The organism is Streptomyces sp. NBC_01788, from assembly GCF_035917575.1.
Classification (GTDB): domain Bacteria; phylum Actinomycetota; class Actinomycetes; order Streptomycetales; family Streptomycetaceae; genus Streptomyces.
Genome location: NZ_CP109090.1, coordinates 301143 through 328063, shown reverse-complemented (window position 1 = coordinate 328063; position 26921 = coordinate 301143). Strand labels below are relative to the sequence as shown.

Annotated in this window: 22 protein-coding genes and 5 pseudogenes; 19 read left to right on the top strand and 8 right to left on the bottom strand. The window is 70.2% G+C overall.

Going from position 1 to position 26921, the window contains the following annotated elements; all coding sequences use genetic code 11:
- Window positions 1-23: 23 nt before the first annotated feature.
- The 3 genes from OIE49_RS01635 to OIE49_RS01625 all read left to right on the top strand — a co-directional run bounded on the left by OIE49_RS01635 (window position 24) and on the right by OIE49_RS01625 (window position 3313).
- A complete protein-coding gene (locus OIE49_RS01635; protein ID WP_326800710.1) occupies window positions 24-1013 on the top strand; it encodes an alpha/beta fold hydrolase in 990 nt (329 codons plus the stop codon).
- A 324-nt stretch (window positions 1014-1337) separates the two neighbouring features.
- The gene (locus OIE49_RS01630; RefSeq protein ID WP_326800709.1) at window positions 1338-2630 is read left to right on the top strand and encodes a PP2C family protein-serine/threonine phosphatase; all 1293 of its coding nucleotides are present in this window, start codon (window positions 1338-1340) and stop codon (window positions 2628-2630) included.
- A gap of 260 nt (window positions 2631-2890) precedes the next feature.
- Window positions 2891-3313: a PPOX class F420-dependent oxidoreductase gene (locus OIE49_RS01625; RefSeq protein ID WP_100568687.1), complete on the top strand. Its 423-nt coding sequence runs from the start codon at window positions 2891-2893 to the stop codon at window positions 3311-3313.
- A gap of 18 nt (window positions 3314-3331) precedes the next feature.
- On the opposite strand, the pseudogene OIE49_RS01620 reads toward OIE49_RS01625, so the two are convergent.
- Window positions 3332-3642 (bottom strand): annotated as a pseudogene (locus OIE49_RS01620) (LysR substrate-binding domain-containing protein); the annotation flags it as partial.
- A gap of 7 nt (window positions 3643-3649) precedes the next feature.
- Between OIE49_RS01620 and OIE49_RS01615 the strand changes: the two are divergent.
- Window positions 3650-3808 (top strand): DoxX family protein, encoded by a 159-nt coding sequence (locus tag OIE49_RS01615; protein WP_326800708.1) that lies wholly within the window; start codon window positions 3650-3652, stop codon window positions 3806-3808.
- A 40-nt stretch (window positions 3809-3848) separates the two neighbouring features.
- On the opposite strand, the gene OIE49_RS01610 is transcribed toward OIE49_RS01615, so the two are convergent.
- The gene (locus OIE49_RS01610) at window positions 3849-5411 is read right to left on the bottom strand and encodes a helix-turn-helix domain-containing protein (RefSeq protein ID WP_442812191.1); all 1563 of its coding nucleotides are present in this window, start codon (window positions 5409-5411) and stop codon (window positions 3849-3851) included.
- Window positions 5412-5600: 189 nt separating this feature from the next.
- Between OIE49_RS01610 and OIE49_RS01605 the strand changes: the two genes are divergently transcribed.
- From OIE49_RS01605 to OIE49_RS01595, 3 genes are all read left to right on the top strand, one after another.
- Complete coding sequence (locus tag OIE49_RS01605) at window positions 5601-6329, top strand: DUF4232 domain-containing protein (protein WP_326800706.1); 729 nt, start codon at window positions 5601-5603, stop codon at window positions 6327-6329.
- 199 nt (window positions 6330-6528) lie between these two features.
- Window positions 6529-6858, top strand: a complete 330-nt coding sequence (locus tag OIE49_RS01600) for an STAS domain-containing protein (RefSeq protein ID WP_326800705.1) — start codon at window positions 6529-6531, stop codon at window positions 6856-6858.
- Between the two features lie 58 nt (window positions 6859-6916).
- Window positions 6917-8134 carry a PP2C family protein-serine/threonine phosphatase gene (locus OIE49_RS01595; protein ID WP_401739606.1) on the top strand — a complete coding sequence of 406 codons (1218 nt, stop codon included), beginning with the start codon at window positions 6917-6919 and terminating at the stop codon, window positions 8132-8134.
- Between the two features lie 110 nt (window positions 8135-8244).
- Here the strand turns inward: OIE49_RS01595 and OIE49_RS01590 are convergent, their stop codons facing one another.
- Window positions 8245-8826, bottom strand: coding sequence for a pyridoxine/pyridoxamine 5'-phosphate oxidase (locus OIE49_RS01590; RefSeq protein WP_326800703.1), 582 nt, complete (start codon window positions 8824-8826; stop codon window positions 8245-8247).
- A gap of 354 nt (window positions 8827-9180) precedes the next feature.
- Window positions 9181-9636 (bottom strand): DoxX family protein, encoded by a 456-nt coding sequence (locus tag OIE49_RS01585; protein WP_100568680.1) that lies wholly within the window; start codon window positions 9634-9636, stop codon window positions 9181-9183.
- Window positions 9637-10130: 494 nt separating this feature from the next.
- On the opposite strand from OIE49_RS01585, the gene OIE49_RS01580 reads away from it, so the two are divergent.
- From OIE49_RS01580 to OIE49_RS01555, 6 genes and pseudogenes are all read left to right on the top strand, one after another.
- Window positions 10131-11351, top strand: a complete 1221-nt coding sequence (locus tag OIE49_RS01580) for an esterase/lipase family protein (protein ID WP_326800702.1) — start codon at window positions 10131-10133, stop codon at window positions 11349-11351.
- 320 nt (window positions 11352-11671) lie between these two features.
- Window positions 11672-13192, top strand: coding sequence for an amino acid permease (locus OIE49_RS01575; RefSeq protein ID WP_100568679.1), 1521 nt, complete (start codon window positions 11672-11674; stop codon window positions 13190-13192).
- Window positions 13193-13682: 490 nt separating this feature from the next.
- Window positions 13683-15128, top strand: coding sequence for an acyltransferase family protein (locus tag OIE49_RS01570; protein WP_326800701.1), 1446 nt, complete (start codon window positions 13683-13685; stop codon window positions 15126-15128).
- A pseudogene (locus OIE49_RS01565) lies at window positions 15122-15298 on the top strand (alpha/beta fold hydrolase); the annotation flags it as partial. The gene OIE49_RS01570 and the pseudogene OIE49_RS01565, both read left to right, overlap by 7 nt.
- A gap of 198 nt (window positions 15299-15496) precedes the next feature.
- The gene (locus OIE49_RS01560) at window positions 15497-16144 is read left to right on the top strand and encodes a class I SAM-dependent methyltransferase (RefSeq protein ID WP_326800700.1); all 648 of its coding nucleotides are present in this window, start codon (window positions 15497-15499) and stop codon (window positions 16142-16144) included.
- Window positions 16145-16536: 392 nt separating this feature from the next.
- Complete coding sequence (locus OIE49_RS01555) at window positions 16537-17898, top strand: MFS transporter (protein WP_326800699.1); 1362 nt, start codon at window positions 16537-16539, stop codon at window positions 17896-17898.
- Window positions 17899-18001: 103 nt separating this feature from the next.
- Here the strand turns inward: OIE49_RS01555 and OIE49_RS01550 are convergent, their stop codons facing one another.
- On the bottom strand, window positions 18002-19120 hold the full coding sequence (locus tag OIE49_RS01550; protein WP_326800698.1) for an FAD-dependent oxidoreductase: 1119 nt from the start codon (window positions 19118-19120) through the stop codon (window positions 18002-18004).
- A 53-nt stretch (window positions 19121-19173) separates the two neighbouring features.
- On the opposite strand from OIE49_RS01550, the gene OIE49_RS01545 reads away from it, so the two are divergent.
- Window positions 19174-19866 (top strand): TetR/AcrR family transcriptional regulator, encoded by a 693-nt coding sequence (locus OIE49_RS01545; protein WP_326800697.1) that lies wholly within the window; start codon window positions 19174-19176, stop codon window positions 19864-19866.
- Between the two features lie 143 nt (window positions 19867-20009).
- Here OIE49_RS01545 and OIE49_RS01540 read toward each other — a convergent pair whose 3' ends face one another.
- Complete coding sequence (locus tag OIE49_RS01540; RefSeq protein ID WP_326800696.1) at window positions 20010-20525, bottom strand: MarR family winged helix-turn-helix transcriptional regulator; 516 nt, start codon at window positions 20523-20525, stop codon at window positions 20010-20012.
- Between the two features lie 99 nt (window positions 20526-20624).
- On the opposite strand from OIE49_RS01540, the gene OIE49_RS01535 reads away from it, so the two are divergent.
- Window positions 20625-21734 carry an epoxide hydrolase family protein gene (locus tag OIE49_RS01535; RefSeq protein ID WP_326800695.1) on the top strand — a complete coding sequence of 370 codons (1110 nt, stop codon included), beginning with the start codon at window positions 20625-20627 and terminating at the stop codon, window positions 21732-21734.
- Window positions 21735-21755: 21 nt separating this feature from the next.
- On the opposite strand, the gene OIE49_RS01530 is transcribed toward OIE49_RS01535, so the two are convergent.
- A complete protein-coding gene (locus tag OIE49_RS01530; RefSeq protein WP_326800694.1) occupies window positions 21756-21944 on the bottom strand; it encodes a hypothetical protein in 189 nt (62 codons plus the stop codon).
- A gap of 364 nt (window positions 21945-22308) precedes the next feature.
- Between OIE49_RS01530 and OIE49_RS01525 the strand changes: the two genes are divergently transcribed.
- Window positions 22309-24183: a CocE/NonD family hydrolase gene (locus tag OIE49_RS01525; RefSeq protein ID WP_326800693.1), complete on the top strand. Its 1875-nt coding sequence runs from the start codon at window positions 22309-22311 to the stop codon at window positions 24181-24183.
- Window positions 24180-25109 (top strand): annotated as a pseudogene (locus OIE49_RS01520) (DUF6585 family protein); the annotation flags it as partial. The gene OIE49_RS01525 and the pseudogene OIE49_RS01520, both read left to right, overlap by 4 nt.
- Window positions 25110-25164: 55 nt before the next feature.
- Here the strand turns inward: OIE49_RS01520 and OIE49_RS01515 are convergent.
- A pseudogene (locus OIE49_RS01515) lies at window positions 25165-25318 on the bottom strand (LysR family transcriptional regulator); the annotation flags it as partial.
- Here OIE49_RS01515 and OIE49_RS01510 point away from each other — a divergent pair.
- Both OIE49_RS01510 and OIE49_RS01505 read left to right on the top strand, forming a co-directional pair.
- Window positions 25318-25866: pseudogene (locus OIE49_RS01510) on the top strand (RNA-guided endonuclease InsQ/TnpB family protein); the annotation flags it as partial. The pseudogenes OIE49_RS01515 and OIE49_RS01510 sit on opposite strands and share 1 nt — an antisense overlap.
- A gap of 117 nt (window positions 25867-25983) precedes the next feature.
- Window positions 25984-26886, top strand: a complete 903-nt coding sequence (locus OIE49_RS01505; RefSeq protein WP_402123152.1) for an EamA family transporter — start codon at window positions 25984-25986, stop codon at window positions 26884-26886.
- Window positions 26887-26921: the final 35 nt, after the last annotated feature.

Genomic DNA, 26921 nt, shown 5'->3' with positions numbered 1-26921 from the left:
AGGGGCACGGTGGGAGAAGACTCATGGCGCGTCACGTCGCGGAGACGACACATCGGTTGGTGTCCACGTCAGAAGGACGGATCCACCTGGTCGAGCAGGGAACCGGGCCGCTGGTGCTGCTCGTGCACGGCTTCCCGGAATCCTGGTACTCCTGGCGCCACCAACTGCCGGCTCTCGCAGCGGCGGGATACCGCGCGGTAGCCATCGACGTACGCGGTTACGGCCGCTCCTCCAAGCCGGCCGCCACGGACGCGTACCGGATGCTCCACCTGGTCGAGGACAACGTCGCGGTGGTGCACGCCCTGGGCGAGCGGTCGGCGGTGGTCATCGGCCACGACTGGGGCGCCAACATCGCCGCGAACTCCGCCCTGCTCCGGCCGGACGTCTTCCGCGCGGTGGGGCTGCTGAGCGTGCCCTACACCCCGCGCGGCGGGCCCCGCCCCAGCGACGTCTTCGCTCGGATGGGCGGGGACGAGGAGTTCTACGTCTCGTACTTCCAGGAGCCGGGCCGTGCCGAGGCCGAGATCGAACCGGACGTACGAGGCTGGCTCGCGGGCTTCTACGCGGCCCTGTCCGCCGACACCATGCCCGCGCCCGGCGCTCCCGATCCGCACTTCGTCAGCAGGGCCGGGACACTGCGGGACCGGTTCCCCGCCGGGCGGATGCCCGCCTGGCTCAGCGAGCGGGACCTCGACGTCTACGCCGCGGAGTTCGAACGCACCGGCCTGAGCGGAGCGCTCAACCGCTACCGGAACATGGACCGCGACTGGGAGGACCTCGCCGCCTTTGACGGTGCCCCCGTCCCCCAGCCGTCAGTGTTCATCGGCGGCGGCCTGGACGCTTCCACGACATGGCTGGCCGACGCGATCGAGGCGTACCCGGTCACGCTACCGGGCCTGCTCTCCTCCCGTCTTCTCGACGGCTGCGGCCACTGGATCCAGCAGGAACGCCCCGTCGAGGTCAACCGGATCCTGACCGACTGGCTCGCCGCACTGCCCGCCACCGCGTCCTGACGGCGCACGCGCCCCGACATCTCGGCCGGCCCGGCTCCAACGGGCCGGCCGACCGTGTTCCCGCTCGGGCCCCCACGCGGCGATCGAAACGGGGGCGGCCGCTCCTCAGTGATCCCATCCGCGCCAGGACGCGAGTAGCCGGCGGCGGGTGTCATCGGCGAGATGGTGGTCCCGCCCGGCTTCACCGCCGCCGAGCGCGGCTCTCTTTCGGTGGCCGACCGCGGCCATCACCGATCCCGCTCGCGCCCGGGGAAAGCCCCCTGTCATGACAGGCCGGGGAAAGCTTCCTGTCGTGGCAGGTCGAGGGCGGGGAAGACGTAGGAGGTGAGCAAGGACGAGGACGGCAGGACGCGGCTGGACCGTCTTGCGCTGCTGGCGGACGCCGAGGCGGCTCTGGCCAGCACGCTGGACCTGCTGGACGGGCTGCGGCGGGCGTGCCGCGTGCTGACCGGGCGGCTGGGCGACTGGTGCGTGGTCGACCTGCTCGACGACTGCGGCCGGCTGGAGCGGGCCGTCGTCGTCCACCGCACGCCCGAGGCGCTGGTTCCGGGCGGCTACGAGGGGCCGCTTCCGCCGGTGCCGGACGACGCGGGCGGGCCGCTGCCCCGGGTGCTGCGCGGGGCGGGCCCGCTGCTGCTCGACGACATCTCCCCGCCGAACCGGGCGGTGAACCCGCTGCACGCCCGGCAGCTGGAACTGTTCGAGCAGCTCGACGCGCGTAGCGCCGTCATCACCCCGCTACGGGCTCGACGGGAGGTCCTCGGCGCACTGACCGTGGCCCGCACCGACCCCCACCACCCCTTCACCGACGCCGACCTCCCACTCATCGAGGACCTGGTCCGCGGCCTGGCCGTGCAAGTGGACAACGCACGCCTGTACCAGCAGACCCAGCGCATCGCCGAGCGGTTCCAACGCGCCCTGCTGCCCGAGCTGCCCCACGTCCCGAACCTTCAGATCGCCGCCCGCTACGCCTCCGCACAGACCGTCGCACAAGTCGGCGGGGACTGGTACGACGCCTTCGTCCTGCCGCGGGGAAACACCGCCCTGGTCATCGGCGACGTCACCGGCCACGACCTGCAAGCAGCCATCGACATGAGCGCCCTGCGCAACATGCTGCGCGGAATCGCCGTCGACCGCCGAGAACCCCCCGGCGAAGTCCTGCGCCGCCTGGACATCGCCAGCCACACACTCCAGCACGACGCGACCGCCACCTGCATCTACGCCCTCGTCAAACACCCCCCGCACCACAACGGCCCCTGGCCCCTGCACCACTCCTGCGCCGGACACCTGCCACCCCTGCTCACCACCGCCGAAGGCGACACCCGCTACCTCGAAACCGGTGCGGGACTACTGATCGGCCTCGACCCCCAGCACCAGCGTCCCACCGCCATCGACCACCTGCCCCCGCACTCCACCCTGCTCCTGTACACCGACGGCCTGATCGAACGCCGCTCCGAATCCCTCGAGCGTGGATTCGCCCGACTGCGCCAGCACGCCGCCGCACTGTCCCGCGAACCCCTGGAAACCTTCTGCGACGAACTGCTCGGCGGACTGGCCGCCGACAGCACCGACGACGCCGCCCTGCTCGCCCTGCGCCCCTCCCCGGCCCCCGCCTGACCGGGACGGCGCCCAGGCCCGGACCGGAACGGCATGCGGTTCGAGCAAGCCGTCCAGTGACCGGGGCGGGACATCCGGACGACCGCGGTTTCTCCGTCCAGCACCCCGGCACGCCCGGCGCGCAACAGCAGCTGGTCGACAAAGGCGACCGTCTTGTCGGCGAGCGTCGTGCGACGGCTCGTTTCCGTGCGAAATGTGACAGCGTGTACGGGGTCACAGCAGATGGGCCCCACCAGCACCGGATGTCGAGGAGAAGCACGATGTCGAAGCCTCCGCTCACCCCCGATGCGATCGGCATGGTCAAAAAGGCCAATCCGGCGGTCATCACCACGCTCCGGCCGGATGGCCAGCCCGTCTCCACCGCCACCTGGTACCTGTGGGAGGACGACGGCCGCGTCCTGGTCAACATGGACGAGGGCCGCAAGCGCCTGGAGCATCTGCGCAACGATCCCCGGGTCACCCTCACCGTGCTGGACGAAGCCAACTGGTACAACCACATCAGCCTTGTCGGCCGGGCCACCGAGATCCGGAACGACCCGGACCTCGCCGGTATCGACCGGCTCAGCCGGCAGTACCTCGGCAAGCCCTACGGCCAACGGGACCGGCCGAGGGTCAGCGCCTGGATCGAGGTCGAGCGCTGGCACGGCTGGGGCGCGTACAAGGACAGCAGCCAGGCAGGCTGACCGGTCTCCGGGCCGCCCTCAGATATGCGGCTTCCCGGGCGTGCCTCCGCCCGGGCTCGCGGCCGCCACGGTGTCGACGCAGCAGCTCACGAAGTCGCGCACGACCGGGTCGGCGTCGTCGGCAGGCGCCCAGACCACGCCGACCGAACTGGGGCTCACCCCTCGGTCGGCCGGTAGACGACGGTCGGACGGGCGTAGAACCGGGCGGCGGACGCGGGGGCGAGGGCGACGCCGTAGCCGTTGGCGACGGCGCCGAGCCAGTCGTCCGGCTGATCGACGACGGCTCCGATCCGCACGGGGCGGCCTTCCCGTTCGTCCGCGGCCAGCCTGCTGGGAGTGCCGTTCGTCGGCGTGGCCGCTGCGGGTGGGCTCGTCCTCTTCTACGTCGGTGCCCTGGCCGCCCACGTCAGGGCGGCCGTGTACCACAACATCGTCTTTCCCGGGACCTGCCTCGCCCTCGCCGCCGCCTCACTCGTCCTGGCCCTTGCCGGCTGATAACTGCCGGCGTCGCCCGGATCGTGGCTCCGGATCCGCGTCAGCTCTCCCGTTCGATCCAGTCGCTGCCGCCCAGTGGGTAGTCGTAGCCGGGACGACCGACGTCGGCGCTGGTGCGGAACGGTGTGCCGTTGTTGTCGATGTGCACGGTGCCGTGGCGGCTGCCGCTGGACCAGTCCAGGGTGAGGTCCCAGCGGACGTCGTGCGCCTTGGTGTGCGCGGTGACGTAGAAGACCTCGGGGTCGGACTCGCTGACCTTGTACGGGAAGTCGCGCTGGCCGGCCTTGACGGTCACCGTGGGACTGCCCTTGTCCAGGTCGACGTCGAACGACTTGGTGTCGACGCCGCCGCCGCAGCCGACGCCCATCGAGTAGTCGTTCCAGGCGAGCGGCACGCCCTTGGTGACGACGCGCATGTGCAGCGCCTCCAGGACGACGGTGTCCTGGCCGGTGCCCTGGACGGTGAGGGCGACCCGCTGTTCGCCCGAGGAGACCGCACCGTACGCGGCGGCCCAGCGCGGGGCGTCCTGCTCGTTCGCGGGCGGGCCGACCTGCTCGGGTTCGCTGTCGACGAGGAAGTGCTGGCTGCACGGACTGTCGTAGACGTAGGGGCGGGTGCCGACGGTGAGCGGAACGGCGCGGGTGGCGCCCGTGGGCTTGGCCGCGCCTTGCTTGCCGCCGTCCTGCGAGGCGCCGGAGCCGACCCTGCCGGGCCCGGTGGCGGAGGCGGAGGACGATGCGGAGGGCGTGCGGCTCTGCCCGCTCGTGGCCGGGGAAGGGGCCGGCTCCTTCGCGTCGGCCGTGCCACCGATCGTGGAGGCGCCGGCTGCCTGCTGGTTCGGCGCGTCGCTCCTGTCTCCGTCCGATGACGCATGCACGACGAGCACCACGGCCACCACGGAGGCGGCCACCGCGGCGGAGGCGAGGAGCGCGGCACGACGCCGTGGCAGCGCGCGCCCAGGCGTCACGTCGACTACAACCGGCTCACTTGGCTCACGCGGCTCACTTGGCTCACGCGGCTCACTTGGCTCACGCGGCTCACCGTCCTCGCCCGGTCCGTACGAGGCCGCGGCGCGGGACGAGTCCGTTCCGGGGGCCGGGGCGACGGCTGAGCCCGACGGCGCTGCCGAGCCCGGGTCCGTCAGGAAAGCCGCGCTCACCCGCGCCGCCGAATCCGCCGCCGAGCCGGTGTCCACCGGGTGCGGCGAAACGGCGGCGGGAGCGGTCCCGGCCGAATCGGCCCCCTCGGACGCATCCCCCGCCGGAGGCGAACCCGCGGTGGTGCCGCCCGCCCCCGCCCGTGTCGCCCGCTCTCGTTCCGCCGCGGTCTGGTCTGCTCTGCGTCCCCGTGCCGCGTCGGCCAGGATCCAGCGCCTGTGCAGTTCCACGAGTTCCTGCGGCGTCGCCCGGCACACCCGTGCGAGGCGCTCCACCGGCGCGTAGTCGTTGGGCACCGCGGTCCCGTTGCAGTAGCGGTGCAGCGTGGACGTGCTCATGTGCAGCCGTTTGGCCAGCGCCCCGTAGCTCAGTCCCGAGCGGTCCTTGAGCTCCCGCAGCAGTGTCGCGAACTCGTCCGTCCTCCCGGATCCCGCAGCCCCTGCCACCCGTTCCTCCGTCTCCCCGTGTCCCATTCGTGCGTTCCAAGGACACCGTATTCCCCCTGGTCAAAGCATGTTTCGGTGTTCCAGCGTCCCTAACTTCCCATCGTGCCTGGCGGTTGGGACGGATCACCCCACAAGCTCCAGCCATCCAAGCAGCACACCCACCCGAACAGCGAAGGGGCACACAGCCACATGTCCGCCATCCGAACCTCCCGTACCCGTCTCGCCCGCGCCGCCGCCATCGTCGTTCTCTCCGCGCTCTCCCTGACCGCGTGCAACGACGGAGCGGGCGTCAACGACGAGGGCTCGGTGGGCTCGTCCACGGCCGCGTCGCCTTCCGAAAGCGTCCCGGCGTCCGAGGCGCCCGCAGACGGTTCGCCCGCGTCGTCCTCGTCCTCCTCCGCCGCGCAGCCCGTGCCCGCCGGTTCGAAGCCGGCGGCGAACGCTCCCGCCACGAACGCCCCCGCCACGAAGCCTCCGGTCTCCTCCGGCAAGCCGGTCACCTGTGAGGGCTCCAACACCAAGACCGTCGCGGCTCCGCTGAACCGCCCGGTGAACCACATGCTGCTGACCGTCACCAACACCGGCAGCAAGCCCTGTTACCTCTACACCTACCCGGCGCTGCGTTTCGGCGAGGCCCAGGCCGTGCCGCCCGTCCTGAAGGACTCCCAGCCGCAGGCCGTCGTCACGCTCGGCCCGGGGGAGTCCGGCTACGCCTCCGTGAACCTGTCCGCCGCCGACGGCAGCGGCTCACACGGCCGCACCGAGAAGTCGCTGACCGTCTACTTCCACGGCCCGTCCGGCAACGAGAGTGTGGGCGCCGGCGCCCACCCGTCGCTGCCCGCGACGGGCGTCTACATCGACGACTCGCTCAACGTCACGTACTGGCAGCAGTCGATGGACGATGCCCTCACCTGGTGACGCTCAGAAAACAGTCCGGCGAAGCGCCCCTGCCATCAGGGGCGCTTCGCCATGTCCTAGCAGCGGCGCCGCGGTTGGGCCCCTTCGGCGGCGTACTGGGCCACGCATGCGGCGGGTGGGGCGTGGGGTGATCCGGGCCGCGCTGAGGCAGCGGCCTCAGCCTGCGAGACTGGCGGTATGGATATCGGTCGCAGGAACAATGTCACCGTCACCGGCAACCCGCAGGGGCGGACGGTGGTGGGAGATCCGCGGCGAACTCGACCATGCCAGCGCAGGCGAGCTGGGTGAACTGCTCACCGCGATCGCTCTCCAACCCGGCCGGCGCCTCGTCCTGGACCTGGCCGGCATGGAATTCTGCGACTCCAGCGGCCTCACCGCCCTCATAGCCGTCCGAAACCATGCCCAGGCCGCCCACGCGGACACCGCACTCGCCGCGGTCCCGGCCAACACTCTGCGCATTCTGCCCGTCGTGGGTCTCGGCCAGCTTTTCCCGCTCTGCCCCGACAGTGACTCCGCCACCCGTTCCTGACCCGGTGGGGTCTCACGCGAGGGAGGTCGGGATCGGTGCGAGACTGGGCACGGAAGGGGTGATCTCCGTGTCGGACCCACCGCATACGTCCGCCGGTACCGACACCGCCGTCGATGAGAATCGGCTGGAAGAGCTGATCATCGAGGCGCAGACGGCCCTGCCCGTCGAACTGCCCGCCCTGGCGAACCGGTGCGCCTCGGCCCTCGGCCTGGACACCGCTCTGATCCACCTCGTCGACCTGCAACAACGGCTGCTCATCCCACTCGACGAGACCTTGGAGCCGCTGCCGATGGCCGACTCTCCGGCCGGCTGGGCGTACCGCACCGTCTCACCGCGGGTGGCCCACGCCGACGACGGCGTGATCATCTGGATGCCTCTGGTCGACGGTGCGGAGCGGCTGGGCGTGCTGGCGGTGCGGACGGCCACGCTCGACGGGGCGTGTATGCGCCGCAGCCGGATGCTGGCCCATCTGTTCGCCATGCTGATCACCTCCAAGCGCGCCTACAGCGACTGGCTCGCCGCCCGTACCCGCACCGCGACCATGCAGTTGCCCACCGAGATGCTGCGGGCCTTCCTGCCGCCCCGCACCATCGGCAGCAGCAGGTGCGTCTCCACCGCGGTCCTGGAACCGGCCTACGACGTCGCAGGCGACGCCTTCGACCACTCGGTGGTCAAGGACGTGCTGCACACCCTGATCCTCGACTCCATGGGGCACGATCTGACCTCCGGCCTGACCGCGTCGGTCGCCATGGCGGCGGCGAGGAACGCCCGCCGCGGCGGTTGCGACCTGGCCGACGTCGTCGGCTCCGTCGACGAGGCGCTCGCCCGGTGGCTTCCCGACCAGTTCTGCACCGGCGTGCTGTGCCGGCTCGACGCGGAGACCGGGGTGCTGCGCTGGGTCAATTGCGGTCACCCGCCGCCGCTGCTGATCCGTGCCGAGCGGGTGCTCGACGGGGCGCTGGACAGCTCCCCGCAGCCGCCGATCGGCCTGGCCGGGCAACTCGCCCCGGCAGCCCGGCAGGTCCACGAGACGAAACTGGAACCGGGCGACAGCGTGCTGCTCTACACCGACGGTGTCGTCGAGGCCCGCGACATGGACGGTGCGGAGTTCGGCCTCGACCGGTTCACCGACTTCATCATCCGCTCCTCCGCCGCCGGCCAGCGCCCGGCCGAGGTGCTACGGCTACTCATCCACGCCATCCTCGACCACCAGCGCAACCGACTGCGGGACGACGCGACCATCCTGCTCTTCGAATGGCGCCCGCAGCACCGGTGACGGACCCTGCGCCGAGCCACGCTCCACTCCATCTTCGACCCACACGCTCAACCCTCACCCGGCTTCCGCTTGGCGCCGGTCGGGGCAGAGACGTTGCCAATGGTTGTGGATCAGGGCCACAGCATGTGCTTGGTCCACCCGTCGCGGGACGGCACGTAGATGAGCCGTGTATGACGACGCTCTTTGTCGCCCTGCCAGAACTCCACCGACTCCGGGCGCACCGAGTACAGCGTCCAGCCTGGCGCCACGAGGTCCGGCTCGCTCTCTACCCGCGTGAGCGACGCCTCCACCTGCGCATCCCGCTCGGCAAGGTCCGCGAGCGGTTGCGATTGCCGACCGAGCAGGGTTTCCGCCCGAGCCCCCGCGCCGCGGACGAGGAAGTCCGCGGCGCTCAGTTCAGGGCTCTGCCGTACGACCGGTCCGCGCACTCGGACCTGACGGGCGAGCGGCGCCCAGTAGAAGGTCAGCGCCGCATAGGGGCGGGCGGCGAGGTCGCGGCCCTTGGGGCTGCCCGTGTCCGATGCGAACTGCCAGCCTTCGGGGCTCACATCCTTGAGAATGAGTACGCGGGCGGCCGGATCACCGTTGGCATCCGCCGTTGCCAGCGTCATGGCATGCGGCTCCCGCACCCCGGCGCTCAACGCCTCGAGCAACCACTCGGTGAACAACTCGACCGGCGTGTCCGGCCGCACCGGTCACGTTCCGCTCCTTCAATCGTGATCGCTCAAGTCGAACTGAACCTATCAACCTGCGCAATTCGCACGTTGGTTGATGCCGATCACGCCACTGCGGCCCCAGGGGCGCCCGATGAGGTGGCCGCTATCGATGAGGGCGCCCGCGTGAACGAGAACGGGCGTACCTTCCCGACCCGCGCTGCAACGCGGGCACACTCGGAGACCCTCGAAGGATCACCGGGAAGGTACGCCCTCCGCGCTTTCCTCTCGGCACCGATCCACGAGTTGGTGGTAGCAGCCGAGGCGGACCGGCAGTGGAGCGGAGGTCGCGCGAGGCGTGGAACAGCACGCACACGTGGTGTGCGTGCGGGCTCAGGCCGTGACGGGCTCCGAGGACGGCTCGGTCTCATGCCCGGCGGTGGGCCGGGAGGCTATGAGCCGGTCGAGGCCGAACGCGCCGGAACCGGTGAAGACCAGCAGCAGGAAGGACCAGCAGAACATCACCGACAGCTCCCCGCCGTTCTGGATCGGCCACAGGGCGGACGGCTGGTGCACGTCGAAGTACGCGTACGCCATCGACCCGGACGCCAGGAACGCGGCACCGCGGGTGCCGAGTCCGAGCAGCACCAGGGCGCCGGCGACGAGTTCGATCAGGGCGGCGTACCAGAACGGCCAGGCACCGGTCGGGACGGTGCCGCCCTTGGTGCCGGCCGCGCCACCGAGGACGCCGAAGAGCGAGGCGGCTCCGTGGCAGGTGAAGAGCAGGCCTAAGACGATGCGGAACAGTCCGACGACGTATGGCTTGGCAAGGTTGAGGCGCGCGGTCATGTGGGGGGCTCCTACGGTTTGGTTCCGGTCCGCGCACGGACCGTTCTAGAGGGGCGGAAAGGGATGACGACACGTTAGGCCGACTTGATTAATGCTTGCAAGTTCAACATTTGGCCAACGCTTCGACTCCGCGACTGAGTCCGAATTCCGCCGCCTTCGCCGCGGAGGTAACGGGCGTCACCTCCCGTATCACACTCGAGGAGGAGATGGGAGCGGTCTCGGCCTCGGCGTCCGCCTGACCGGATCGTCTTCGTGCCCGACGCGCCGCCATGACCCGAATCCGCCGGGCGGCACCCGCTCGGCCCGTCGGGCAGCAGTCCGCTCCAAATGCCTGCCTCCAGGGGTGTCTTCGTACGAGGGATACAGGGAGCGGCGTCCCGGGAAACGGTGGCCGGTGTGCTGAAAATGGTCGCGATCTTCGCGCCGTTCGCAGCCTCCCAGCCCGGGTCCGCCGGGCTGCTGCGCCCTGCGCGGATCCGAATAGGAGACCGGCTGTGTCCGAACAGCAGGACGAGAAGGCCGAGCAGAGCGTCGGAGAGCTCACCCTCCCCACCCCCCTGAGTTCCACGCCCCCAATCGAGCTGCCCTACCCGGTACCGGAGCCGGACGAGAAGTGGCAGCTGCCGAACGGCTTCGCGCACGTCTTCTACGGCGAGCGCCACCAAGGGATCACGCGGCCGGTGATCATGGCCGACGGCTTCAACCTCGGCCGCAGCGACCTGAAGTGGCTCTACGCCGGCCTCGATCGCGACTACCCCTTGCTCAGCGAGCTGCGCCGCCGCGACCGTGACGTCATCCTGCTCGGCTTTGAGGAGCGCAGCGCCTCCCTCCTGGACAACGCCCAGGCGGCGAAGGCGTGCATCATGCGCACGCAGGCCGAGCAGCTCGGCGACGCCAGGCTGGTGGTGGGCGGCTTCAGCATGGGCGGCGTGGTCATCCGCTACGCCCTTGCCGAGCTGGAGTCGGAGGGGATGGACCACCGCACCGGCATGTGCTTCTCCTGGGACAGCCCGCACCGCGGCGCCGTCATCCCGGTCGGCGTCCAGGCGTTCGCCCACTTCATCTCCGGCACCAACGACTTCGCCCGGCAGATGAACAGCCCGGCCGCCCGGCAGATGCTCTGGCGGCACTACGACCCCAAGAGCGGCGAGATCGGTATCGCGCCGGAGCGAACGGAGTTCCTCCAGAGGCTGGCGGAGGTCGGCAACTGGCCCCGTATCCCGCGCATCCTCGCGCTCGCCAACGGCCGCGGCGACGGCACCGGCCCGTCCGTGCCGCCCGGCGACACCGCGCTGAAGGTCGAGCGCATCTACCCCGGCACCACCTTCTACACCCAGGCCCAGGGCAAGGACGTCATCGTCGCCGAGCTGAAGCGGCGGTTCCCCAAGGCCGAGAAGACGATCAAGACCTCGGGCTTCCCGGAGTTCGACGGTGCCCCCGGCGGCACCCTCCGCACCTACGGGATCCTCGCCGACACGCTGAAGAAGTTCGGTGCCAAGGTCGACCTGCGCCACGAAGAGGTGTGCTTCGTGCCCTCGGTCAGCGCCGTCTCCATCCGCGACATCGACGCGCAGAAGGATCTGTACGCGGACATCGACGCACTCGACCCGTCGGACAGCGATGTCGACGACTTCATCTGCTCCTCCGACACGACCGCTCATACGGCCGTCACGGAGCAACTCGGCAGCTGGCTGATCGACCGCCTGCCCGACTGACATCCCGTACACCCAGCACACGCACACTCTCGGGCGGGCCGCCGACGGCGGCCCGCCCGAGTTCATCCCGGCATCGAGGCTGGCGAGCGCCGGGTGCCGGCTTCTCTCTTTTCGGCTGATGCTCCGTCAGATACTCCCGGTCGCGGACCGCCGCCGGGTCCGTTCCAGCACGTCAGCAGGGTTCGAGGCAAGGATGCCTCCCCGGCGGCCCGGTCGAGCCGGTGTGCCGCGGCCGGAAAAGGTTTGAGACCAGGCCATTGACAACCGGTGTGTCCTGCGCCACTTTGTTCGCCTCTTCCCTCGTCGATGAGGAGTCGCGGATGTCTGCGCAAGAAGAAGTCCAGCCAGAGATAGAGCTGGACGAGGATGCTGCCCGTCTCGCGGAGATGGGCTACAAGCAGGAACTTCATCGCGGTATGTCCGCGTTTTCGAACTTCGCCGTGTCGTTCTCGATCATTTCGATCCTGGCGGGCTGCATCACGTCGTACGGGATCGCGCTGAAGTCGGGGGGTCCGTCGACCATCGTGCTCGGCTGGGCGGTGGTCGGTGTCTTCGTGACGTGTGTGGCGCTGGCCATGGCCGAGGTGTGTTCGCGCTACCCCACCGCGGGTGGTCTCTACTTCTGGGCCGGTGAGCTTGCCAGGAACAACAAGCGTGCCTGGGCCTGGTTCGTGGGCTGGTTCAACTTCATGGGCGAGGTCGCCGTGACCGCCGCGATCGACTTCGGGTGCGCCACGACCTGGATGGCGTTCATGAACCTCGTCTGGGGCACCGAGGTCACTGCCGGCGGTACTTTCCTGCTGTTCCTCGCGATCATTCTTGTGCACGCGCTTCTCAACACGTTCGGCGTGAAGCTCGTCGCGTTCCTGTCGAACGTCTCCGCCTGGTGGCACGTGGTGGGCGTCCTGGTCATCGTCGCCGTGCTGTGGGCGCTGCCCGAGCACCACCAGTCCGCCGGGTGGACGCTGACGGGCTGGCACAACGCCACCGGCTGGACCTCCGGCATCTACGTCTTCCTCATGGGCCTGCTGATGGCGCAGTACACCTACACCGGGTACGACGCGTCGGCCCATGTGGCGGAGGAGACCAGGGGAGCGGCCCGCAGCGCGCCGCGCGGGATCGTGATGAGCGTGGTGATCTCGGTCATCGGCGGTTTCATCCTGCTCTACTCCATCACCGCGTCGATCCAGGACAAGAGTTCCGCGGGGCTGGACAAGTTGGCCGCGTCGAGTACCGGCCTGCCGCCGGCGCAGGTCTTCCTGGACTCGCTGAACAGTCCGGGCACGGCGAAGTTCCTGCTGTTCATCGTGTGTGCGGCGCAGTTCTTCTGCGGGATGGCCTCGGTGACCGCCAACTCCCGGATGAGCTACGCCTTCTCGCGCGACAACGCCCTTCCCGGGTCGAGGATCTGGGCCAAGGTCAACCCGCGCACCGGGACGCCCACGAACTCGATCTGGTTCTGTGTGACGCTCTCGGCGATCCTGACGGTGCCGGCGCTGTTCAACACCACGGCATACCTGGCGGTGACCTCGATCGCGGTGATCGGCCTTTACATCGCCTATGTCACGCCGGTGCTGCTGCGCCGTCTGCGCGGCAACGAGTTCGTTCCTGGGCCGTGGCACCTGGGCAAGTGGAGCAGCCTGGTCGGCTGGGTCGCGATCGTGTGGGTCGTCGTCATCTGCGTGCTGTTCGTGCTGCCGCCGACCCGGCCGGTCAACGTGGACAGCTTCAACTATGCGCCGATCGCGGTGGCCGTGGTCGGTCTGTTCGCGCTGGTGTCGTGGTACGCGGGCGGCCGCAAGCACTTCATGACCAGTCGTGACAACCTGGAGAAGCTGTGAGGTCGTGACGCCCGCGGCCCCCGTTGGGCATGCGATGGGTCCCGATCTGGGAGAGACCTTGCTGCGGCCGGTGCGTTCGCATCACGCCTTCGAGTCGTGCGTGGAGCAGTCGGCGACCGCGGTCAGGCTGCGGCGGGTATCCGCGCGGTTCGGCGCTGCCGACCGCGCGGACCCCGGCCGAGCGCCGGGGAGTGTCGCGGGCGACTCTCCGGGAGATGATCGCCGCACCGGGGCCGCGGAGCGCGCGATGACCCGGTCGACCTGGTCGTGCCGGGACTGTGGGCCCGCGAACTCGCCATCCGGGAGCGTGAATCAGCCGTAGCGCATCCCGTATCCCTGGCTTTCCCATCGAATTACCAGGGAAGTACCTCGCGGGTACCGCAGGTACGTGGGGCCGATCCACGCCGAGGGTGTAGAGCCGGCAACGGATTGGTTGCGGCCCGGGCTTCGAGCGGTCCTTGCCCCCGCACTCGGGGCAGTATGAGTGCGCATGAGCCGAGACCGCTACGTCGATTTCCTGCGCGCGTGGGCGATTGTGCTGGTGGTGTTCGGCCATTGGCTGATCACCGCCTTGGCCCGGGGGCGGGACGGAGCGGAGATCACCGCACCGGAGTTGCTGGCGGTTCTCCCCTGGACCCAGTGGCTGACCCTGGTGTTCCAGATCATGCCGCTGTTCTTCCTGGCAGGCGGCTACTCCGCGGGCGGCTCGTGGGCGCGCGCCCGTGAGGTGGGTGGTACGGCCGCAGGATGGGTGCGGCGGCGGGCCGTGCGGCTGCTGCTTCCGACCGGTGTCTACAGCGCTCTCGTGCTGACCGCCGTCGGGATCTCCTCGGCGCTCGAAGTGGCCCCCGGCACTCTCGCCCTGGTGGGGTGGGCGATGGCGATGCAGTTCTGGTTCCTCCCCGTCTACCTGCTCCTCAGCGCGCTGACGCCAGTGCTGCACACAGCACACCGACGATGGGGACTCCGCGTTCCGGTGGCCTTGAGTGCGGCCGCCCTGGTGGCCGACACGCTCATGCTGACCGCGCACGTCCCGTACGTCGGAATGCTCAATTACGTACTCGTGTGGGGAGTCGCCTACCAGCTCGGCTTCTGCTGGCGGGACGGCCTGCTGACCGGGCGTCGGCGGGTGCCCGCCGCGATGGCGGCGGGCGGCGGACTGGCCTTCGCGGGTCTGGTCGCCCTCGGACCGTTCCCGGTCAGCCTGATTCTGGTCACCGGGCAGATCCCCAGCAACACCGATCCGCCGTCGGCAGCCATGCTGGCATGGGCGGTGGCCCAGGTGGGCCTGTGCCTGCTCGTCGCGCCCACGGCACGGCGGTTGCCGGCCCGCGAGCGGGTGTGGCGCGTGGTGCGCCGTGTGGGTGGTGCGAGCATGACCCTGTACCTGTGGCACATGCTGCCGGTGCTGATCGTCGCGGCGGCGTTCTACCTCACCGGGCTCGCCCCCGAGCCCGCACTCGGCTCCCTGGCCTGGTGGGCGCTGCGCGTGCCGTGGCTGCTGGCACTGGGCATCGTGCTCGCCGGAGTCGCGGTCGCGCTACGGCCGTTGCAAAGCGGATTGGCGACGGTGTACGAGCGGGCCTGCGCCGATGCCGACCTGCGGCGCTCCTGGCCGCTGTGGCTCGGTCTGCCCCTGGCCGTGGCCGCCCTGTCCCGCTTCGCCGTGCAGGGCTTCGCACCCGATGGCCGGTTTCCCACACTGCCCGCACTGGGGCTGACGCTGGGCGCGCTGCTGGTGATCTTCCCCGGACGAGACACGCCGCGCCGCACGCAGGATGCCGGCCCGGACACCCTGCCGGGCATCGGAGCACCGCTGTCACGCGGGCCGCGCGTCCGCCTGGAGAGACGCGAAGAACGGCTGCGCGACGGCCGGAGTCCCCTCCGCCGGCGTCGTCTGCTCGGTGATCCGCCCGGCGGCGTCGGGGGGACCTGAAGATTCCCCGCACCTACCTGCTGCCCGAGGCCGACGGCCCGCTGCCGGGCACCGGTGCGCTCACCGAAGCCGGGGTGGCCGTGGTCCCGGTCCCGGACTGCGGGCACAACATCATGCTGGACAACCCGGAAGGCTTCGCCCGCGCCACTGCGGCGGCGCTGGCGGACTGACACCAGCAACAGGCAGGCCATCCGCGAGGGCAGAGCGTGAGGCGACCGTGGGTGAGTACGCCCACGCCGAACCTGAGCCTTGCGACCGCTGGGTACGGGTCTCTGCCCGGCCCGGCCGGGACTCGCACTGGGCTGCTGTTGTGGCACCCATCGGGCGGGTGCGACGATGCAGGCCCCGGCGAGCGGAGGGACACCGACGTGAGGCACGAAGACCAACCGCCGGCTGCCGCCGCGCTGTTCGACGCGCTGGGCCCCGCCTACGAGAAGGCGTTCGCTCATGCACCCGCGCACCTGTCCGCGTTGGAGTGGCTGACCGAGCGGCTGCCACCCGCCGCGCGAACACTGGACGTGGGCAGCGGCACCGGGCGCCCCACCGCGGCCGCGCTCATCGCGGCAGGGCACTCGGTGCTGGGCGTCGACGTCTCTCCCGTCATGGTCGAACTCGCCGCCCGGCAGGTCCCCGAGGCCGAGTTCCGCTGCGATGACATCCGTGAGCTCCCGATCGAGGCGGACTCGTTCGACGGCGTGTGCGTGTTCTTCTCACTGCTGCAGATGACCCGCGCCGAGCAGTCGGCTCTGACGCTGCGGCTGGCCCAGGCCCTGAGGCCCGGCGGGCATCTGGTGCTGGCCACCGTGCCCGCGGACGTGGAGGACGTCGAGGTGCTCTTCATGGGCCGGCCGGTCCGCGCCACGAGCTTCGCGGAGGAGGACGTCGTCGGCATGGTGGAGGCGGCCGGCCTGACGGTGCTGTTCCGGCACAGCACGGCCTTCACACCGGACCACCCCGGCGCCGGGCCCGAGCCTCACCTCTTCCTGTATTGCCGCCGCGACGAGACCGGGCGCTGACGCGCAGGCGAATTCCACCAGAACGTAATCGCCGTCGACCTGCTGGACGCGGTCCACGGCAGGCCGGGCGACCGCATCAGCCTGCCGTTTCCGCGAGGCCTGGGCAGATGTCTCGCTGGATGCTGGTCCCTTGCGCGGACGCGGGCCGCGCCCCCCACCTTGCCTCCGGACCGTCGCTGACCTGCGCAAACACACCCCACTGAAGCAGACGGGGCGTCACTTCTGCCCGGAACCCTCCACCCCAAACGCAATATGACGCAGATCACATCGCCGTGGCTTTCTTGCGCATGCCCGCACTTGATACAAATTGCCCCGCGTTCCTGTCCATCGACGGTCGCCCCCTCCCTTCTTCACCCCCCACCTTGCCGCTTCCGTATGCCCTGGGAACGCCCGTGTCCTCCCTCGCGCCCGCGCACTCGCGTGGTTCCTCCTGGCCCCTCGTCGCTCTCTTCACGGCGGGCTATCTCGCGCCTTATCTGCTGCCCACCGTCGTCGGCCGCCTCGGCGACCGGCTCGGTCTCGGACCCGCGCAGGCAGGGCTTGTCGGCAGTGCCCTGCTGCTGAGTTCGGCCGCGGCGGGCTTCACGCTCGCGGCCCGCGTAGAGCGGTTCGGGCCGCGACGCCTGGCCCGGACCGGGCTGCTGCTCGCGGCGCTCGGCTACGGCTGCGCGGCCCTGTCGGACAGTGTGCCGGTGGTGGTCGCCGGGGCGATGGCGGGCGGTTTCGGCTCGGGCACGGCCACCACGGTCGCCGCGTCGGGCATCGCGGCCCAGCGCGACCCGCACCGCACCTCGACCTTCGGGCTGCTGAGCGTCTCAGCGCTCGCCGGCACCGTCTACCTGACAATCCCTCACCTCGGCACGGGACATGGGCTGCCGTTCGCCGCGCTCGCCCTGACCGCGCTGCTGGTGTGGCCGACGACGGGCCGACTCGCCGGCGCCGTGGCGCCCGGCCACACGGCGGCGCCGCGCGGCACGCTGCCCTACCGCCGCGCGGGGCTGGTCCTGGCGGGCTCGATGCTGTTCTGGTCCATGGCGCAGAACTCACTGTGGGGCGTGAGCAGCCGTATCGGCCTGCACCAGGCAGGACTGAGCGAGGTCACCGTCGGCGCGGTCTTCGCCGCAGCTCTGGGCGCCGGGCTGCTGGGCGTCATCGGCGCGAGCGCGCTCGGCGCGCGGCTCGGGCGGGCAGTGCCGATCGGGGCGGGCACCGCACTGATCGCCTGCTGCATCGCGGTCAGCGCCTCGGCCGACGACCTGCCGTCGTTCGCGACCGGCGAGATCGCCTGGAACACCGTCTACCCGATCGTCCTGTCCTACCTCATCGGGCTGGCGGCCTCACTCGATGCGCGCGGCCGCTGGGCAGTGCTGGCCGGATCCGCGTCCTCGCTGGGCACCGCGTGCGGTCCGCTCGCCGGAAGCCTGCTGTCGGCGAGCGCCGGCTACTCGGCGATGGGCCTGGTCCTGGGCGCCGGACTGCTCCTGCTGGCGCTGCCCCTGACGGCCGTCGCCCTGCACGCCGGCGGTCGGCCGCTCGTCCCCGGTACGGTCCGGCGCCGGGGTGGCGCCCCGGCGGCGGTGGTCGCGGCCACCACGGGCACCGCAACGGGCACGGTGCCCCAGGTCGGCGCCCCGGAACAGCCGGTCGTCGAGATCGAGGTACCGCTCACCGGCCCGACGCTCGACCGGCAGGCATTCGACACCGCGGGCCCGCACGGATTCACCCCCACGCAGGCGGCCCCGACCACCCACTGACCCCCGAACTCGCCCGGGAGGTGGTGCAGCAGCTGGTGCCCGACAAGTTGTGGGAGCTACGCCCCCGAGGAGGAGCGGACCGGATTTCGGCGGTAGCGGGCAGTCAGGACGGCTGGACTTGGTCGAAGAGGGCGAGGGCTTCGGCGGGGTCCGGGCTCACGAGACGCTCCAGACCGGCCGTCGTGATCTTCGCCCACCTGCCGGCCCGTGCCCACATCTGCTCCTCGAAGGCGCGGACGGCCTCGTCCAGATCTCCTGGGCCGGTGGCGATGGACTCGGCGAGTTCGGCGCCTTCCAGCATCGCCAGGTTCGCGCCCGCCCCCAACGGGGGCATCAGATGGGCGGCGTCGCCCAGTAGCGTCACCCCGGGGACGTGGTTCCAGGTGTGGGACACGGGCAGGACGTGGAGGGGGCGGTGGACGAAAACGGTGCCGTGGCGGAGGAGGTCGAGGACGGGAGCGGCCCAGCCGTGGAACAGGGCCAGCAGACTCGATCGCACGGCCTCGACGTCAGCCAGGTCCAGGTGTGAGTGCCAGTCCAGCGGCGCGCGGAACTGGGCGTACACCTTGGCGTGCCCGCCGCTGTTGCGCTGGGCGACGAGAGTCCGGTTCACGCCGTACACAGCCACGCACCCGTCGCCGACCAGCCGGGCGAGGTCAGGGTGGCGGGTGTCGACGTCGTCGAGAGAGGTTTCGACCAAGGTGACGCCGGTGTAGTGCGGCGTCACCGGCGAGACTGCCGGGCGGATCCGGGACCAGGCGCCGTCCGCGCCGACCACGAGGTCGAACGTCTCCTGTCGCCCGTCCGCGAAATGGACCAGTACGCCATCCCGGGTCCCCGGTACCACCTGTGTCACGCCCCGACCCCACTGGACGTCGAGAGGGCCGAGCAGCAGGTCACGGAGTTGCCCGCGGTCGATCTCGGGATTGGCTCGGTCCTCCGGACGGGGTCGCCAGTCGCGCAGGACGGTCCCGTCCGCGTCCAGGATGCGCATGCCCTGCCCCTCGGGGCGAGACAGCGCCTGGAACTCCGCCAGCAGCCCCGCCTTGTCCACCGCGAGTTGGCCCAGCCCTTCGTGCAGGTCCAGCGTGCCGCCCGGGGGGCGGGCGTCGGGGGCGGGATCGCGTTCGAAGACGGCGACGGGGTAGCCATGGCGGTGCAGGACACGGGCGAAGGTAAGGCCGGCAGGGCCGCTCCCGACCACGGCGATACGATGTCTCATGGCGATACACTGTATTTCTCCAATACGATGCATCGCAACGGAACGGTGTGACCATGACTGTGTGGGACCGGCCGGAGCCGCCGACTCGCCCCGTGCCGCTCGACCGGGAGCGGATCGTCGCCGCCGCCATCGCGCTGGCCGACGAGGGCGGGCTGGAAGCGGTGTCGTTGCGCAAGGTCGCCGCCCGGCTGAACGCCGGCCCGATGCGGCTGTACGGATACATCTCCACCAAGCAGGAGCTGTTCGACCTCATGGTGGACGAGGTCCAGGCCGAGATCGTCCCCGAGGAACAGCCCGGTGACTGGCGGGAGGAGCTGCGCATCCTCGCCCACCGCACCAGACAGACCGCCCTCCGCCACGAATGGCTGGCCGACCTGCTCGGCGGCCGCCCGACCCTGGGCCCGAACGGCCTCGCCGTGACCGAGGCCACGCTGGCCGCCCTCGACGGCCACGCCGACATCGACACCGTCATGCGCGCCGTGGAGACTGTCAGCGCCTACTTCACCGGCGCGATCAGGCGCGAGATCGCGAACCTGACGGCCGAACGCGCCACGGGCCTGTCCAAGCGCGACTGGCAGCGCGCCTCCGGCCCGCATGTGACGAGAATGTTGGCCACGGGCCGCTTCCCGGCGCTGGCCAAGGCCGTGTACGACGGCACGGACGTGGACGCCGAAACATCCTTCGCGACCGGCCTGGACTGGGTCCTCGACGCCGTGGCCGCCAAACTCACCCGCCCACCGGCGTGACGCTCAACTCCTGCCGAATGTGAGAGCGGTCGGGGTCGGTGTCCACGGACCGTATGGGCTTGCGCCGCCACCGAACGGCGAAAACCCGTGATCACGCTCTGTGCCTCCACGACCTGAAGGTCCGTGCCGGGCATCAGCAAGAACTATCCCGAGGAGCCGTCGACGGTGGGGGCGAGGCTCGGGACGGCGCAGGTGGATGGGCTGGGGTGCGGAGGGTGGTGGTGCTCGGTCAGGGTGGTGAGCAGGTGGGTGAGTTCATCCTGCTGGACGGGGGTGAGGGGGGCGAGGAGTTCACGCTGGGCGTCGGAGACGAGCGTGTCGAGGCGCTCCAGGCGGCGGCGGCCAGTGGGGGTGAGGGTAATGACGTTGCGGCGGCGGTCGGAGGGGTCGGGTTCGCGGCGGATGCATTCGGCGGCGGCAAGCTCGTTGAGGACGGCGACCATGTCGCTGCGGTAGATGCCGGTGCGGCGGCTGAGTTCGGCCTGGCTGGCGGCACCGGCCTCGGCGAGCGCGACCAGCACGGCGAAGTGCCACTTGCGAGCGCCCTCGGCGGCCAAGCGCTCGCTGACGAGCCGGTCGGCGACGACCGCGGCCCCGGCGAGCAGGCGGCTGGGGATGGCGCGCAGCCGGGCCGGGGTGGGTTCGGGGGTTGGGCTCACGGAGGATCCTCCACCTCTTGTGTTAGTGACACTAACAGTCTAGCTTCGTTAGTGTTACGAACGTTTGGGCTGCGAACGAATTCCCTTGGAGTGAAGACCGTGATCAAGCCGTTCCGCATCGACATTCCCCAGGCCGACCTCGACGACTTGACCGACCGCCTCGCCCGCACCCGTTGGCCCAACGAGGTCGCCGACGCCGGGTGGGACTACGGCTTCCCACTGGGGCGGCTCAAGGAGCTTGCCGAGTACTGGCGCACCGGCTTTGACTGGCGTGCGCATGAGGCCAGGCTCAACGAGCTTCCGCACTTCACCACCGAGATCGACGGCCAGAACATCCACTTCGTCCATGTCCGGTCTGCGAACCCGGACGCGCTCGCGCTGGTCCTCACCCACGGCTGGCCCGGCTCGTTTCTGGAGTTCCTCGACGTGATCGAGCCGTTGTCGCGCGACTTCCACCTGGTGATTCCGTCCATCCCTGGTTACGGCTTCTCCGGGCCGACCCACGAACGCGGCTGGGACGCCACCCGGGTCGCGCGGGCCTGGGCCGAGCTGATGCACCGTCTCGGGTACGAGCGCTACGGCGCGCAGGGCGGCGACTTCGGCGCGGGCATCTCCACGGCGCTCGGCGCGGTGGCGCCCGAGCACGTCGTCGGGGTGCACGTCAACTACCTGCCGACCCGGCCGGTTCCGGATGCCGGCATCGAACTGTCCGAAACGGATGAAGCCCGGTTGGAAAAGGTCCGGCAGCTGATGGCGAATCGCCCGCCGTACCAGGCTCTGCAGGCCCTCACCCCGCAGACCATCGGCTACGCGCTGACCGACTCGCCGGTCGGCCAGCTGGTCTGGATCGCCGAGCGCTTCGCGCAGTGGACCGACCCCGAGACGCCGGTCAGTGACGAGCGGATGCTCACCGACATCTCGCTGTACTGGCTGACCGCCACAGCGGCCTCCTCGGCCCGGTTCCACCACGATGCCCCGCGAGGGGTCCAGCAGCCGTGCCCGGTGCCGATGGGTGTTGCGGTGTTCGCACACGACATCACGCAGTCGGTGCGACCACTGGCAGAGCGGCTCTACGACATCAGGCACTGGTCGGAGTTCGAACGCGGCGGCCACTTCGCCGCGATGGAGGTGCCGGAGCTGCTGGCCGAGGACGTCCGGGACTTCTTCCTTACCCGCATCAAGTACGACGACCGGGTCGCCACCCGCTGAGAGGTGATTCTCTGCGAGCCCTTAGCGGCTGCGCGTGGGCGGCTTACCGGTGGCCGGGAGTGGTCCGGCCATCTTGAGCGTGCGGAGCACAGGCGCGGTCTCCAGGGTGCGGAGCGCCTGCAGGGTGTCCAGGCGTTCGGTGAGGTAGCCGTGCAGTGCCGCCGGGTCGGGGCACAGGGCATGGGCGGTGAGATGTACCGGTGCAAGCATCAACCGCGCCGTGGGGGAGGGGCGCCGGACGACCGAACCCCGACCAAGCCGCTGACCGGGCACCGGTCACCAACGACGACCCCCCCGGACCCCCGCCCGCCCCGGCCCCGTCGCTTCACCTGCCCCCATCAGCCACCGCGACCAGTACCAGATGACGCACCGGCAACACCGTTCTCATACTGCCCTGTTGACGCGTGTCAATGACGATCATAGGCTCCCACGCCGTCGGCTCCGGCGCGCACCGGGAACCCAGATTCCGCTTGCGCGCGGCCGCCCTTCGTCGACCCGTCGACGGCGGGACCGGGGCCGCTGCCCGACCGCGCCACCTGCACCGCCCCGTAACCGACAACTCCGGGAGGAGCAAGTGAAAAGACGCCGTACGGCCCCCTGGGCCGCCTCAGCCGCCCTCACCACCCTCGCACTGACCGGCACACTCGCCACACCCGCCATCGCCACACCCGCCATCGCGGCACCCGACACGACACCCGCGTCCGCCACCGCAGCACAAGACCGGCCGCAGGCCACAGCCGACGACCCCGTCACCCACGAGGACAACGACCGCGTCCCGCAGGGCGCGCTCTGGACACAGCACTACTTCCCCTCCTCGGACGGCAGCGGAGTCGAACTGCACGCCGACGTGCTGCGACCGGCAGGCCTGCCGGCGAACGCGAAGACACCGGTGATCCTGTCGGTGGGCCCGTACTTCTCCCACGCGGGAGAGACCGCCCCCGCGGGCTGGGACAAGGTCGGACCCTCGGCACGCTTCCAGGACTTCATCGAAGGCGCCCGGCTCATGGAACGCGGATACACCTTCGTGATGGTCGACCTGCGTGGCTTCGGCGGCAGCACCGGCTGCCTGGACTTCCTCGGCCCCGGCGAGCAGGCGGACATCAAGGCAGCCGTCGAATGGGCGGCGAGCCGGCCGTGGTCGACCGGCAAGGTCGGCATGTACGGCAAGTCCTACGACGCCAACACCGGCCTGGCGGCCAACACCCTCAAGCTCAAGCCTCTGAGGGCGATCGTCTCCCAAGAACCGACGTGGAACAGGTACAACTACCTGTACAGCAACGGGGTACCGCGTTCCAACGTGACCAGCACCCCGCGGAGTTACTACTCGATCGCGACGATGGCGCCGCTGGCCGACGACAGCGACCACTACAAGGCGAACGCCGGATACGAGAAGAACCACCCCGAGTGCGAGAGCGACAACCTCACCAACACCCAGAACCCCGACCCGAAGTCGTCGTTCTGGCGAGCCCGCGACTTCGCCTCTCGCGCGGCCGGATCCCAGACACCGCTGTTCGTCACCTCGGGCTTCATCGAGGACAACACCAAGCCCGAGGAGATGCAGAAGTATCTGGCCAACCACCAGGGCCCGCAACGCGGTTGGCTCGGTCAGTGGGAACACGTACGCGGCAACGAGACCAACGCCAAGGGCCAGCTCAAGATGGGACGGGCAGGCTGGTTCGACGAGGTCATGCGGTTCTACGACCAGTACCTCCGCGGCATCAAGCCATCAGTGACCGACCCCGCGTTCTCCCTTGAGGACAGCCTTGGCCAGTGGCGCGCCCAGCCGACCTGGCCGATGACCAGCGACGCGTACAAGGTACGGCTGGCACCCGGACAGTACGTCGACGACGGCGGCAAGACACCCAAGACCGTCCTGCCGACGACGCCGCAGCAACAGTCGCAGGGCTGGGACATCGAGTACGCCGCGGAGGCCGGCTCACTGACAACCGACCAGCTGACCGCACTCGGCGCTGATACACCCGCCAACAGCTACTGGACCTGGTCCACGCCCGCCGCCGAGCAGGTGCGGATCACGGGCAGCCCGCAGATCACGCTGAAGACCAGCGGGCAGGGCAACGTCTGGGCACGCCTGTGGGACATCGCCCCGGACGGCAAGGCGACCATGTTCAACGAGAACGTCGCCCAGCTGCAAAACGGTGGATCAACGTCCTTCGCTCTGAAGGCCACGGACTGGACCTTCCAGCCAGGGCACCAACTGGGCGTCCAGCTCGGAACCATCACCTCGAACGGCTGGCAGAGCGTCCCCTCGGGCAAGACGGTCACCGTCTCCGACGCCCGGCTCTCCCTCGAGGTACAGGACCCCCGGTTCGACGCACCGACCCAGGGCGACCGCTCACCGTACCTGGACACCTACCTGAAGGCGAACACCACCACACTGACCGACATCGGAACCCCCACCTTCACACTGAGCATCTCGAAGAACCGATGACCCGGTGTCTGCCCGGCACCCGCTCCCATGCGGGCGCCGGGCAGCACGGCATGTCGCGTGACGACACACGCACACCCGGAGCCGGCTTGCGGCGGGCTCAGCTGCCGGTACCCCCCGCACGGACCGCCCTCTTCACACGCGCGGTCCCTCGCCCGGCAATGGCCCTCCAGTACAACTTGGGGGGATTCATGCCGGATCAGGGTGCTGGCTTCGTACCGCCCGCGATGCGGAACGTCGCGCGGGACCGCGAACTGGGCAGGCGTCGCGGGCTCGTGCACACCGAGCCGATACGCCTCGTCTGGGCTGTCGTGGTGCCCATGGTGCTGTTCGGTGTGATCATGCTGGCGTACGGCACCTCCCTCGCCGTCGAGGACCAGCGGACCAGCGGTGCCTGGTACAACGCGTCGGGGATCCTCGCCCTGGGAGTGGTACCGCTCGTCCTGGCCGGACGGCTCGTCGCACGGGCCTGGACCCAGCCTCAGATCTGGGTCGCCCACTACGAGCGCGGGCTCGTACGGTGGGTCACCGGGAGGGCGCCCGAGGTCTACGAGTGGGACGAGATCGAGGGCATCACGCGGCAGGAGACCAAGGTGACCAACGGGCTCACCGGCGCCACCTGGCGCACACTCACCGTGATCCCCGAGGAGGGCGACCCGATCGTGGTGAGCGACTCCTACAAGGGTCTCGCCCGGTTCGCCGACGACCTCGACGCCGCGTTCACCCGGGTGCGGCTGTCCCAGGACGCGGCCCGCCTGGAGGCGGGCGAGCGGATCGACTTCTTACTCGTCCATCTCGATCCCGTGGGGATCGGACACCTCGACCGGCGCCTGGACTGGCCGGAGGTGGAGCGGGTCGAGGTGAAGGAGGGCATCCTGGTAACCTACCAACTCGGCGTCACGAAAACCTGGTTGTCCATCCCCTCGTCCGCCGTCCGCAATGTGCGGGTCTTCCTCTCCCTCGCCGAGGCGCTGCGCCGACAGCAACGGTCAGCCAGTCGTCGATGTCGCCGGTCTCCTCCGTGGCCGGGCGGGAGCCGGGCGGCCACAGCTCGGGGATGGTGGTGCCGGTCCGGCGGTCGATCAGCCAGGGTGCGCTCGCTGAGGTCGGCGAGGCGCAGTGACCGGTGTGCGGCAAGCCGCGCAACAAGCTCTGTCCCGACACCCGCGCTGCAAGGCCAAGGACCGCACCGCCAACCACCAGCGTGTCGTGCAGAAGGTTGCTGCGCTGCATGGCAAGGTGCGACGCCAGCGGCTTGACCACGCACACAAGACCGCCCTCACGCTGGTCCGCGAGTATGACTTCATCGCGCACGAAGACCTCAAGATCCGCAACATGAGAAAGGCCCCCACGCCGAAGCCCGACCCCGACAAGCCGGGTTCGTTCCTGCCCAACGGGGCCGCCGCGAAGGCCGGGCTCAACCGCTCGATCGCCGATGCCGGATGGGGGGTGTTCCTGACGATCCTGCACGCCAAGGCTGAAAGCGCCGGACGGGAAGTCATCGCCGTGGACCCCCGCAACACCTCCCGGCGGTGCCCCGAATGCGGGCATACCGCCAAGGAGAACCGGCCCACACAGGAGAAGTTCCACTGCGTTTCGTGCGGCCACAGCGCACACGCGGACACGGTGGGCGCCCTGAACGTTCTACGGGCCGGGCTGGTCCGTCGCGAAGCCCAACCCGCTTAGCGAGAAGCCACCCCGTTCAGGGGTGGAGGAGTCACGACTCAACTGTATGGATCCCGCCCGCTTGGATCCCGCTGCGGACGTTTTTGCGCATGCACCGCCGAGCCGCACCATCAGGTCATGCGTAACGCACCCGTCGCGGCGTCCCTGCCATCCGCTTCCTCGACCGGCCCTTCGGCCCCTGCCCCGTCCGGCGAACGGCTGGCCACGGTGGTCACGATGGCCGGCAGCGGCCTGTCGAACCAGATCGGTGCCGCGATCGGCTCCCATGCCTTCCCCGTGATCGGCCCGGTCGGCGTCGTCGCGGTCCGCCAGTACGTCGCCGCGATCGTCCTCTTCGCCGTCGGCCGACCACGCCCGCAGGATTTCACCCGGGCGCAGTGGTGGCCGGTGATGGGGCTGGCCGTGGTGTTCGGGACCATGAACCTGTCCCTCTACACGGCCATCGATCGCATCGGTCTCGGCCTGGCGGTCACGCTGGAGTTCGTCGGTCCGCTCACCATCGCGTTGGCCGCCGCACGCCGACGCGTCGACGCCGCCTGTGCGGTGATCGCCGCGGCGGGCGTCGTCGCCTTGATGCGTCCCCAGCCTTCGGCCGACTACGTGGGAATGGGCCTGGGCCTGCTGGCCGCGTGCTGCTGGGCGTCCTACATCCTCCTCAACCGCACCGTCGGCCGGCGCATCCCGGGCGCCCAGGGCTCCGCCACGGCGACCGGGATCTCCGCGCTGATGTTCCTGCCCGTCGGCATCGTCCTCGTCCTGCACCGGCCGCCGACCGCCTCAGCCGTCGGCTGTGCCGTCGCGGCCGGCGTGCTGTCCTCGACGGTGCCCTACCTCGCCGACCTGTTCACCCTGCGCCGCGTACCCGCCCAGGCGTTCGGGCTCTTCATGAGCGTCAACCCCCTCCTGGCCGCCCTCGTCGGCTGGATCGGGCTGGGCCAGAACCTGGGCTGGACGGAATGGACGAGCATCGGTGCCATCGTGGCCGCCAACACCCTCAGCACCCTTACACGGCGCAGCTGAACGGCATGTGGCCGGGTCGACGGCTGACCGTACCC